This window comes from Gemmobacter sp., from assembly GCF_016792925.1.
Taxonomy (GTDB): Bacteria; Pseudomonadota; Alphaproteobacteria; order Rhodobacterales; family Rhodobacteraceae; genus Gemmobacter.
In genome coordinates, this window is the sequence record NZ_JAEULU010000031.1 from 1 (window position 1) to 10,615 (window position 10,615).

Genomic DNA, 10,615 nt, shown 5'->3' on the forward strand with positions numbered 1-10,615 from the left:
CGGTCTGACCCCCAGCCGCATCGCCCGCGAGGTTCTGGCCATGGGCGTGCGCGAACTGGCGCTGGTGCATGACCCGAAGGAAAATCTCGACCTGTCGAAATTCCCCGCAGGCATCAGCATTTACACCCGCGATGCGCTGGAATCGGTGCAAAAGCGCCTCGCCACCGTGCCGGGGGTGACGGTGCTGCTCTATGTGCAGACCTGCGCCGCCGAAAAGCGCCGCCGCCGCAAGATGGGCAGCTTCCCCGAGATCGACAGGCGGGTCTTCATCAACACCGACATCTGCGAGGGCTGCGGCGATTGCGGTGTGCAGTCGAACTGCGTCTCGGTCGTGCCGGTGGAGACCGAGCTGGGCCGCAAACGCGCCATCGACCAAAGCTCGTGCAACAAGGATTTCTCTTGCGTGCAAGGCTTCTGCCCCTCTTTCGTGACGCTGGAGGGCGCAAAGCCACGCAAGGCCGAAGCACGGGCGCTGACGCTGCCCGATCTGCCCGAACCCGTGCTGCCCGCGATCCGGGGCACCCATAATATCGTCATCACCGGGGTCGGCGGCACCGGCGTGGTGACCATTGGCGCCATTCTCGCCATGGCCGCGCATCTGGACGGCAAGGGCGCCGGCATGATGGAGATGGCGGGCCTCGCCCAGAAGGGCGGCGCAGTGCATATCCATTGCCGCATCGCCGAAAATCCGGCCGATATTTCCGCCATCCGCGTCGCCGTCGGCGAGGCCGACGCGGTGATTGGCGGCGATCTGGTGGTGACAGCCGGGGCCAAGACGCTGGGCCTGATGACCAGCGGGCGCACCCGGGCCGTGGTCAATGATCATGACATCGTGACCGGCGAATTTACCCGCAACACCGAATTCCGCATCCCGACCGAGGATTTGCGGGTGGCGCTTCAGGCCCGCCTGCGCGAGGGCGTGGGCTTTCTCGACACCTCTGAATTTGCCCGGGTGATGCTGGGAGATTCGATCTATTCCAACATGGTTCTGCTGGGTATGGCCTGGCAGGGTGGGCTGGTGCCGCTGTCGCTCTCCGCGCTGCGCGAGGCGATGCGGCTGAACGGCGCCGGGGTGGAGGCGAATTTGCGCGCCTTCGATCTGGGCCGGTTCGCACAGGCTTTTCCCGATCAGGCGCAGGCCCTTCTGGTGCCGGTTCCGGTTGCGCCGGTGGACCCGGTGGCTTACCGCGCCGCGCATCTGCGCGATTGGCAGAACGAGGCCTTGGCCGCGCGCTATCTGGCGCGGGTGAACGCGGCCCCGGCCAGCCTGCGGCTGGCGCTTGCCAAGGGCTATCACAAGCTGCTGGCCTATAAGGATGAATACGAGGTGGCGCAGCTGCATCTGCAAACCCTGGATCGGGCAAAGGAACAGATGACCGGCGACCTGCGGCCCACCTTCCATCTGGCGCCGCCCGTGCTGCCGGGCAAAGGCGCCGATGGCCGCCCGAAGAAGCGCGCCTTTGGGCCATGGATCTTGCCGCTGTTCCGGCTTTTGGCGGGCATGAAGCGCCTGCGCGGCACGGCACTCGACCCGTTCGGCTGGCACCCGGAGCGCAAGATGGAACGCGCGCTGATCACCGAATACGAGGCTGATCTGGACGCGTGCCTGCCGCTGCTGACCCCGGCCACCGAAGCCGCCTTGCGCGAGTTGCTGGAACTGCCGCTGACCATCCGGGGCTATGGCCCGGTCAAGGCCGCCAATGCGGCCAAGGCCGCGGCAAGGCGGGCCGAGCTGATCGCGCTGATCCGGGCCGGGGGCGATGCGCCCCGGCTGGCGGCCTGAATTGCAAAGCGGGCCGGGCGGGTTTGCAAACCGTCCGGCCCTTTGCAAAGCGCCCCGCGCCGCATTGCAAAGCCGATATGCGCTTTTCCCCGCCGCGCGCCGGGCGTATGCTTTGCCAAATCACCCCGTCAGAGGGAGGGCAGGCGATGGCAGTTGGTGTATTCGATTCAGGTCTGGGCGGCCTTACGGTGCTGGATGCGGTCAGCCGCAAACTGCCCGATGTGCCCTTTGTCTATTTTGGCGACAATGCCCATGCGCCTTACGGCGTGCGCACGCATGATGACATTTTCAACCTGACCTGTGCCGCGACCGAGCGCCTGTGGGATGAGGGCTGCGATCTGGTGATCCTCGCCTGCAACACGGCCTCGGCAGCGGCGCTGAAGCGGATCCAGGAAACCTGGCTCCCGCCGAACAAGCGCGTGCTGGGCGTGTTCGTGCCGCTGATCGAGGCGCTGACCGAGCGGCAATGGGGCGACAACTCGCCGCCGCGCGAGGTCTCGGTGAAACATGTGGCACTGTTTGCCACGCCCGCGACGGTGGCGAGCCGCGCTTTCCAGCGCGAACTGGCCTTCCGCGCCATCGGCGTCGATGTCGAGGCGCAGCCCTGCGGCGGTGTCGTCGATGCGATCGAGCAGGGCGATGAGATTCTGGCCGAGGCCTTGGTGCGCAGCCATGTCGAAAGCCTGAAACGCCGCATGCCGCAACCGCAGGCGGCCATTCTGGGCTGCACCCATTACCCCTTGATGCAAAAGGCCTTTCAGGAATCGCTGGGCGCGGATGTGAAGGTGTTCAGCCAGGCCAATCTGGTGGCGGAAAGCCTGGGCGACTATCTGGCGCGGCGGCCCGAATTCCTGGGCAGCGGCACCCGGTCGAAGTTTCTGACCACGGGCGACCCAGCCTATGTGTCGTCCAAGGCGACGCAATTCCTGCGCCGGCAGATCGTGTTCGAGGCGGCCTGAGCGCCAAAGCCTCTTGCATCGCTGCCCCTTGCGCCGCAAAGAAGGGGCGCAAATCGGCAAAAGGGGCGAACCATGAAAAAGCGCATCGCGATCCTTGGGGCATCAGGCTATACGGGGGCTGAACTTGTGCGCCTGATCGCCAGCCATCCGCAGATGCAGATCGTGGCACTGTCGGCGGATCGCAAGGCCGGATTGGACATGGCCGAGGTCTTTCCGTTTTTGCGGCATCTGAGTCTGCCCAAGCTTTGCAAAATCGACGAGATTGATTTTGCAAAAGTCGATCTGGCCTTTTGCGCCCTGCCGCATGCCACCAGCCAGGCGGTGATCAAGGAATTGCCGCGGGATTTGAAGATCGTCGATCTCTCGGCGGATTTCCGGCTGCGCGACGTGGCGGAATACGAAAAATGGTATGGCCAGCCCCATGCCGCACCGGATTTGCAATCCGAGGCGGTCTATGGCCTGACCGAGTTTTACCGCGAGGAGATCCGCGCCGCGCGGCTTTGCGCGGGCACCGGTTGCAATGCCGCGACGGGGCAATATGCGCTGCGCCCGCTGATCGAGGCGGGCTGCATTGATCTGGACGACATCCTGCTGGATCTGAAATGTGGGGTTTCCGGGGCCGGGCGGTCGCTGAAGGAAAACCTGCTGCATGCTGAACTCTCGGAAGGCACCTATGCCTATTCGGCAGGCGGCAAACATCGCCACCTGGGCGAATTCGATCAGGAATTCAGCAAGATTGCCGCGCGCCCGGTGCTGGTGCAATTCACGCCGCATCTGGCGCCGATGAACCGGGGCATTCTGGCTTCGGTCTATGTGAAGGGCGATGCGAAGGCCTGCTGGGCGGCGCTGGAGGCGCGCTATGCGCTGGAACCCTTTATCGAGGTGCTACCTTTCGGCGCACTCCCCTCGACACGCGATATTCGCGGCTCCAATTTGTGCCATATCGGTGTCGTCGCGGACCGGATTCCGGGGCGCACGCTGGTGGTGGCGGTGCTGGACAACCTGACCAAGGGCTCCTCGGGGCAGGCGATCCAGAACGCAAACCTGATGCTGGGGCTGGAGGAGACCGCCGGGCTGATGCTCGCGCCCGTCTTTCCGTAAGGAGACGACCATGAAGGGCCTGAAAAAGACCCGCCGCATCCAGATTCTGGCCCTGGCCTTTGTCGCCCTGGCCGGATCGACGGCGTTGATCGGCTATGCGATGCGCGACGGGATCAACTTTTTCCGCGCGCCCGCGCAGGTCATCGCCGAGCCGCCGGAGGCGGGCGAGGTGTTCCGGCTGGGCGGTCTGGTCGAGCCGGGCAGCCTTGTGCGGGGGCAGGGCGAGACGGTCAGTTTCAACGTGACCGATGGCGCCGAGGTGGTGCCGGTGCGCTTTACCGGCGTCCTGCCCGACCTGTTCAAGGAGGGGCAGGGCATGATCGGCACCGGGGTTCTGGTGGATGGCACTTTCGAGGCCAGCGAAATCCTCGCCAAACATGACGAAAGCTATATGCCGAAAGAGGTCATGGAGGCGCTGAAAGAGCAAGGCGTGTACCAGGAACCGGATCAAAGCGGATCGTAACGCGCGCCGGCTTACCGCCGGGTTAACCGATCAGCGGCAGGCTGAACCTCTTTGCAGAGGGGCTGGCCATGAAGACTGTGCGCGAGAAATCGGTGCGCGACCTTGCCGAAGAGATCGTCGCCCGCGAGGGCGGCTATGTGAATGACCCCGACGACCCGGGCGGCGCCACGCAGCATGGCGTGACCATCCACACGCTGCGCCGACTGGGGCGCGATCTGGATGGCGATGGCCGGGTGACATCGGCCGATGTGCGGCGCCTGACCCCGGCGCAGGCGGTCGAGATCTTCCTGTCGGATTACTTTGCAAAGCCCGGCATTGCAAATTTGCCGGTGCAAATTCAAGCCTCGGTCTTTGACATGTATGTCAATGCCGGGGCCAATGCCGTGCGCATCCTTCAGCGGTTGCTGACGCGGTTGGGCTGGCCGCTGGTCGCCGATGGCAAGCTGGGCCCCAAGACGCTGGCTGCCGCGCATCGCGCTGCCGCCGAAGTGCCGCAACTGGCCGATGCCTATGGCGTGGCGCGGCGGGATTATTATTACAGCCTCGGCGATGCCCGCCCCTCCAGCCGCAAATATTGCCGCCGACGCGATGGCGGCAAGGGCGGCTGGATCCTGCGGGCCGAGGAGTTCATCTCGCCCTCACTGCGCCTGACCGAGACGCAGCACCGCACGCGGGTGGCGGCATGGGGCTGAATTTCCTGAGCGATACCGCCCGCCTCAAGCGGATTGCCGATCTCTTGCAGGAGGCCGACAATCCGGCGCTTCCCGGCGCCATCGAGGCGGTGAACCGCGCGATCCGCCCGGCTGCGGTTCTGGGAATTTTCGCGCTGATCGGCCTCGCCTTTCTGGACCCGCCCCGCTACGCGGCGGGGATGCTGGCCCTGCGCGCCACGCCGCTGCCGGTCTGGGGCCTTGCGGCGCTGATCATCGGGTTGCATTTTCTCCTGAAACCGGCCCCTGCGACGCCGCGAACTTGACCCGCCTTCCGCCCTCTGGCAAGAGCCGGAGGGCTAGGAAGGACGTGAGAGATGAACCTGTTCACCGAACTGCGCAAGCTTGTGATCGCCGAACTGGGCGCCATGACCGAGGCCGGGCTGCTGCCTGCGGGCCTCGATCTGGGCGCCGTCGCGGTCGAGCCGCCGCGTGACCCCGCGCATGGCGACATGGCGACCAATGCCGCCATGGTGCTGGCGAAGCCCGCAGGCCAACAGCCGCGCGTGATCGCCGAGGCGCTTGCCGCCCGCCTGGCCACCGATCCGCGCATCGTCAGCGCCGAGGTGGCGGGGCCGGGCTTTCTCAATATGCGTCTGGCGCCGGGCGTCTGGCAGGATCTGGTGCAGACCATCCTGACCACGGGCGCCGAGTATGGCCGCTCCACGCTCGGGGCCGGGGCCAAGGTGAATGTGGAATTCGTCAGCGCCAACCCGACCGGGCCGATGCATGTGGGCCATGTGCGCGGCGCGGTGGTGGGCGATGCGCTGTCGAACCTGTTGGCCTTCGCGGGCTGGCAGGTGACGCGCGAATATTACATCAATGATGGCGGCGCGCAGGTCAATGTGCTGGCCCGCAGCGCCTATGAGCGCTACCGCGAGGCCAATGGGCTGGAGCCGGAAATCCGCGAGGGGCTGTATCCCGGCGACTATCTGATCCCGGTGGGCGAAGCGCTGAAGGCGAAATACGGCACCAGCCTGATCGACCAGCCCGAATCCGTCTGGCTGGAGGATGTGCGCGAATTCGCGACCGAGGCGATGATGGCGATGATCCGCGAGGATCTGGCGGCGCTTGGCGTGCGGATGGATGTCTATTCCAGCGAGAAGGCGCTGTATGGCACCGGCCAGATCGAGGCCGCGATTGAAACCTTGCGCGGCATGGATCTGATCTATGATGGCGTGCTGGAACCGCCGAAGGGCACGACCCCCGAGGATTGGGAGCCGCGCGAGCAGACCCTGTTCCGCTCCACCGCGCATGGCGATGACGTGGATCGCCCGGTGATGAAATCGGATGGCAGCTGGACCTATTTCGCGCCCGATATTGCCTATCATTTCAACAAGGTGCAGCGCGGCTTCGATCAGCTGATCGACATTTTCGGCGCCGATCACGGTGGCTATGTCAAGCGGATGAAGGCGGCGGTCTCGGCGCTGTCGGGCGGCCGCGTGCCGCTGGACATCAAGCTGATCCAGCTGGTGAAGCTGTTCAAGAATGGCGAGCCCTTCAAGATGTCGAAACGCGCGGGCACCTTCGTGACCTTGCGCGATGTGGTTGAAGAGGTGGGCGCCGATGTCACCCGCTTTGTCATGCTGACGCGCAAGAATGACATGGCGCTGGATTTCGACTTTGACAAGGTGATGGAACAGTCGAAGGACAACCCGGTTTTCTACGTCCAATATGCCAATGCCCGTATCAATTCGGTGCTGCGCAAGGCGCGCGAGGCGGGCGTGGCGGTCGAGGATGCGGCGCTGGCCGGGGCCGATCTGTCGCAGCTCGGCCATCCGGCAGAGCTGGCGTTGATCGGCAAGCTGGCCGAATGGCCGCGTCTGGTCGAGATCGCCGCCAAAGGCAACGAGCCGCATCGGGTGGCCTTCTACCTCTATGAGCTGGCCTCCGACCTGCACGGGCTGTGGAATCGCGGCAATGACGAGCCTGCCTTGCGCTTTGTGCAGGAGGATGCGGGCGTGACGCAGGCGAAAATCGGCCTCGCCCGCGCCGTGGGCGTTGTGATTTGCGCCGGTCTTGCTATTCTGGGCGTCACCCCGGTTGAGGAAATGCGCTGAAAATGGCGCCCCGCCGGGAGGAACAGGCAGACCGGCGGGGCGCAAGCCCGGCACCCATGGGGCAGAACATGGCAGAGTTGAACTATGACCGTTACGCAGCGGCGGGCTATGATGGCCATGCCGCAGCACCGCGCCGCCGCAGCTTTGTGACGATGGCGGGCGGGATCATGTCTCTGGGCCTCGCCCTTGGTGCGGGCTGGTGGGGCTACAAGATTGCCGTGCGCAATGTCGTGGGCATACCCGTCATCAAGGCGATGGAAGGGCCGATGCGCGTGGCCCCGGAAAATCCGGGTGGCGCGGTCACGGCGCATCAGGGCCTGTCGGTGAATGATGTGGCCGCTGTCGGCGCTGCCACACCCTTGCCCGAGGAAATCATTCTGGCGCCGCGCGCGGTGGATCTGGCAGAGGAAGACGCGCCGGGTCTGGCCCCGCAACCGCCCGCAGCCTTGCTGGCGCCGGTGCCGCAAGAACCCGCCGCCTTGCCCGAGCAGGCCGCCGCCGACCTGCCGCTGGACCCGCTGACCACCGTGGCGCCCTTGGGCGCCTCGCCCGAGATCAGCGCCACAGCCGATGTGCTGGCGCTGGCCGACAGCCTTGCCGCGGGGGCGGCGCCGCTTTCCGAGGCGCCCAGTGCCGAAACTCCCGTGGCGGATGCTCCGGTGGTGCCGGGCGGTCTTGGCACTTCGCTGCGCCCGCTGGCGCGGCCTGCGGGCAGGGCCGTGGCAAGCCCGAGCGGCACCGATGCCGCCGTGGCCGCCGCCCTGCAAACCGCCAGCCGCGAGGTGGACGCGACCGCGCTTGCCGCAGGCACGCGGCTGGTGCAATTCGGCGCCTTTGACACCGAGGATGAGGCCCGCGCCGCTTGGGACAGGATCGCCGGGCAATTCGGCGAGCTGATGGCGGGCAAGGGCCGCGTCATCCAATCGGCCACCAGCGGCGGGCGCACCTTTTACCGCCTGCGCGCCGAGGGCTTTGCCGATGAGGCCGACGCCCGCCGCTTCTGCTCGGCCCTCACCGCCGAAAGCACCGATTGCATCCCGGTGACCCTGCGATGAGCCGGGGCGCCACGATCCTGGGGGTGGAGGGGCTGGCGCTTTCACCCGATGAGCGCGCCTTTTACCGCGAGGCCGACCCGTTCGGCTTCATCCTCTTTGCGCGCAATGTCGAAACGCCCGCGCAATTGCGCCGCCTGACCGGCGATCTGCGCGAGAGCGTCGGCTGGAACGCGCCGGTTTTCGTCGATCAGGAGGGCGGGCGGGTGCAACGCCTGCGCGCGCCGCATTGGGCCGAATGGCTGCCGCCGCTGGTGGCCGAGCGCGCGGCAGGCGAGGGGGCGGCCCGCATGATGTGGCTGCGCGCGCGTCTGATCGCCGCCGAATTGATGGCCGTGGGTATTGACGGCAATTGCGCCCCTTGCCTCGATATTGCGACCGATGTCACCCATCCTTTCCTGCACAATCGTTGCTATGGCACCGATCTGGCCACAGTGATTGCCATGGGCCGCGCCACGGCAGAGGGCCATCTGGCGGGCGGCGTGCTGCCGGTGGTGAAGCATATGCCCGGCCATGGCCGCGCCAATGCCGACACCCACCACCATCTGCCCAGCGTCACCACAGATGCCGAAACGCTTCGCCACAGCGATTTCGCCGCCTTCCGCGCGCTGAACGACCTGCCGCTGGCCATGACCGCCCATATCGTGTTTTCCGCCTTTGACGATCAGCCCGCCACCTGTTCCGCCCCGATGATGCGGGTCCTGCGCGAGGAAATCGGCTTTGGCGGTCTGATCATGACCGATGATCTGAACATGCAGGCGCTGTCCGGCACGGTAGAGGAGCGTGCGGCGCGCGCCATGGCGGCCGGCTGCGATCTGGCGCTGCATTGCAAGGGCACGCTGGAAGAATTTGCCGCCACCGCCAAGGTCTCGGGTCGCCTGTCGCAACCCCGGATCGACGCCGCCCTTGCCGCCCGTCGCCCGCCGGAGCCCGCCGATCTGGCCCTGTTGCGCGCCGAGCATGACGCGCTGATCGGCGCTCATGTCTGACCGCGACTGGGTCGAGGAACAGCAGGGCCAAACGGTCAGCGACCGTCTGGCCGCCGAGGCGCTGATCGTCGATGTAGACGGATTTGAAGGACCGCTGGACCTGCTGCTGTCGCTGTCGCGCACGCAGAAGGTGGATCTGCGGCGCATCTCGGTGCTGCAACTGGCCGAGCAATACATGTTGTTTGTCAATCAGGCCAAGGCCTTGCGGATCGAACTGGCCGCCGATTATCTGGTGATGGCGGCTTGGCTCGCCTATCTGAAATCGCGCCTGCTGTTGCCGCCCGATCCCAGCGACGAAGGCCCCTCGGCCGAGGATCTCGCCGCGCACCTGGCCTTCCAGCTCGAACGGCTGGCCGCCATGCGCGATGCGGCTGCGCGGCTGATGGCGCGCGACCAGCGTGGACGCGATTTCTTCGCCCGTGGCGCGCCGGAGGAGGTCACCCGCGCGCGCAAGGTGATGTATAGCGCCTCGCTGATCGACCTGATGCGCGCCTATGCCCGCATCCGCACCAAGGACGAATTCCGCCCCTTCGTGATGGATCGCCACGACGTGTTCACCATGGAACAGGCGCTGGAGCGGATGCGTGGCCTGCTGGGCTATCTGGGCGATTGGTCCGATCTGGAAAGCTGGATGCCCGAGGGCTGGGATGCGCAGCCGATGCGCCGCCGCTCCTCGGTCGCCGCGCATTTCGCGGCGATTCTGGAAATGGCCAAACGCGGCCAGATCCGCATCCGGCAGGGCGAGACCTTCGCGCCGATCCAGATCGCCGCGCCCGAGCGGAGGCCGGAATGACCGAACGCGAGCAAAGCCTGTTCGACGCCCCCCCGATCGCCGAGCAGGAGCGCATGGTCGAGGCGATCCTGTTTGCCGCGACCGACCCCATGACGGTGGCGGAGCTGGAGCGCCGCCTGCCGCATGGCTGCGATGCCGCCGAGGCGCTGGCCTATCTGCGCCGCCGCTATGAGGGGCGCGGCGTGCGGGTGGTGCGGGTGGGCGAGGCCTGGGCCTTCCGCACTGCGTCCGATCTCGGCCATCTGATGCAAAAAGAGGTGGTCGAGCAACGCAAGCTCAGCCGCGCCGCCATCGAGACGCTGGCCATCATCGCCTATCACCAGCCGGTCACCCGCGCCGAAATCGAGGAAATCCGGGGGGTCGCGGTCAGCCGGGGCACGATTGATCAATTGCTGGAAATGGAATGGATCCGCTTTGGCCGCCGCCGGATGACGCCGGGCCGTCCGGTGACCTTTGTGGTGACCGAGACCTTCCTTGATCATTTTGGCCTCGAATCCGCGCGCGATCTGCCGGGCCTCAAGGATCTGCGCGCGGCAGGCTTGCTCGACAACCGCCCGCTGCCGGGCAGCTTGCAAAGCTCCGATGAGGAGGACGAAAACCCGTCGGGCCAAAGCGAGCTTTTTGCAGAAGAGTGATTTGCAAAGCCAACGACTTTGCAAACCCATCCCTTTGCATATTCACCTTGGCGAAAATATCCCGGGGGTG

Annotated in this window: 11 protein-coding genes; all 11 read left to right on the forward strand. The window is 66.0% G+C overall.

Annotated elements, in window-relative coordinates; translation table 11 throughout:
- A partial coding sequence (locus JNN06_RS01640; protein ID WP_291237858.1) for a DUF6537 domain-containing protein occupies nucleotides 1–1,783 on the forward strand: 1,783 nt, incomplete at its 5' end.
- Nucleotides 1,784–1,929: 146 nt separating this feature from the next.
- Nucleotides 1,930–2,742, forward strand: a complete 813-nt coding sequence (locus tag JNN06_RS01645) for an aspartate/glutamate racemase family protein (protein WP_291237859.1) — start codon at nucleotides 1,930–1,932, stop codon at nucleotides 2,740–2,742.
- A 72-nt stretch (nucleotides 2,743–2,814) separates the two neighbouring features.
- A complete protein-coding gene (gene argC / locus JNN06_RS01650; RefSeq protein ID WP_291237860.1) occupies nucleotides 2,815–3,843 on the forward strand; it encodes an N-acetyl-gamma-glutamyl-phosphate reductase in 1,029 nt (342 codons plus the stop codon).
- A 10-nt stretch (nucleotides 3,844–3,853) separates the two neighbouring features.
- Entirely contained in the window at nucleotides 3,854–4,306 is a 453-nt protein-coding gene (gene ccmE, locus JNN06_RS01655) for a cytochrome c maturation protein CcmE (RefSeq protein ID WP_291237861.1), read from the forward strand.
- 68 nt (nucleotides 4,307–4,374) lie between these two features.
- Nucleotides 4,375–4,998 carry a holin-associated N-acetylmuramidase gene (locus tag JNN06_RS01660; protein WP_291237862.1) on the forward strand — a complete coding sequence of 208 codons (624 nt, stop codon included), beginning with the start codon at nucleotides 4,375–4,377 and terminating at the stop codon, nucleotides 4,996–4,998.
- Nucleotides 4,989–5,282 carry a hypothetical protein gene (locus JNN06_RS01665; protein ID WP_291237863.1) on the forward strand — a complete coding sequence of 98 codons (294 nt, stop codon included), beginning with the start codon at nucleotides 4,989–4,991 and terminating at the stop codon, nucleotides 5,280–5,282. Before JNN06_RS01660 ends, JNN06_RS01665 begins: the two co-directional genes overlap by 10 nt.
- Nucleotides 5,283–5,333: 51 nt before the next feature.
- On the forward strand, nucleotides 5,334–7,076 hold the full coding sequence (argS, locus tag JNN06_RS01670; RefSeq protein ID WP_291237864.1) for an arginine--tRNA ligase: 1,743 nt from the start codon (nucleotides 5,334–5,336) through the stop codon (nucleotides 7,074–7,076).
- Nucleotides 7,077–7,144: 68 nt separating this feature from the next.
- Entirely contained in the window at nucleotides 7,145–8,131 is a 987-nt protein-coding gene (locus JNN06_RS01675) for an SPOR domain-containing protein (protein WP_291237865.1), read from the forward strand.
- Nucleotides 8,128–9,117: a beta-N-acetylhexosaminidase gene (gene nagZ / locus JNN06_RS01680; RefSeq protein WP_291237866.1), complete on the forward strand. Its 990-nt coding sequence runs from the start codon at nucleotides 8,128–8,130 to the stop codon at nucleotides 9,115–9,117. Before JNN06_RS01675 ends, nagZ begins: the two co-directional genes overlap by 4 nt.
- Nucleotides 9,110–9,910: a ScpA family protein gene (locus tag JNN06_RS01685; RefSeq protein ID WP_291237867.1), complete on the forward strand. Its 801-nt coding sequence runs from the start codon at nucleotides 9,110–9,112 to the stop codon at nucleotides 9,908–9,910. The genes nagZ and JNN06_RS01685 overlap by 8 nt, the downstream gene beginning before the upstream one ends.
- Nucleotides 9,907–10,545, forward strand: coding sequence for an SMC-Scp complex subunit ScpB (gene scpB, locus JNN06_RS01690; protein WP_291237868.1), 639 nt, complete (start codon nucleotides 9,907–9,909; stop codon nucleotides 10,543–10,545). Before JNN06_RS01685 ends, scpB begins: the two co-directional genes overlap by 4 nt.
- The last annotated feature ends 70 nt before the right edge of the window (nucleotides 10,546–10,615 follow it).

Coding starts and splice junctions, on each gene's coding strand:
- JNN06_RS01675 (WP_291237865.1), top strand. CDS start 7,145: ATGGCAGAGTTGAACTATGACCGTTACGCAGCGGCGGGCTATGATGGC.
- JNN06_RS01685 (WP_291237867.1), top strand. CDS start 9,110: ATGTCTGACCGCGACTGGGTCGAGGAACAGCAGGGCCAAACGGTCAGC.
- argS (WP_291237864.1), top strand. CDS start 5,334: ATGAACCTGTTCACCGAACTGCGCAAGCTTGTGATCGCCGAACTGGGC.
- argC (WP_291237860.1), top strand. CDS start 2,815: ATGAAAAAGCGCATCGCGATCCTTGGGGCATCAGGCTATACGGGGGCT.
- JNN06_RS01665 (WP_291237863.1), top strand. CDS start 4,989: ATGGGGCTGAATTTCCTGAGCGATACCGCCCGCCTCAAGCGGATTGCC.
- JNN06_RS01660 (WP_291237862.1), top strand. CDS start 4,375: ATGAAGACTGTGCGCGAGAAATCGGTGCGCGACCTTGCCGAAGAGATC.
- nagZ (WP_291237866.1), top strand. CDS start 8,128: ATGAGCCGGGGCGCCACGATCCTGGGGGTGGAGGGGCTGGCGCTTTCA.
- JNN06_RS01645 (WP_291237859.1), top strand. CDS start 1,930: ATGGCAGTTGGTGTATTCGATTCAGGTCTGGGCGGCCTTACGGTGCTG.
- scpB (WP_291237868.1), top strand. CDS start 9,907: ATGACCGAACGCGAGCAAAGCCTGTTCGACGCCCCCCCGATCGCCGAG.
- ccmE (WP_291237861.1), top strand. CDS start 3,854: ATGAAGGGCCTGAAAAAGACCCGCCGCATCCAGATTCTGGCCCTGGCC.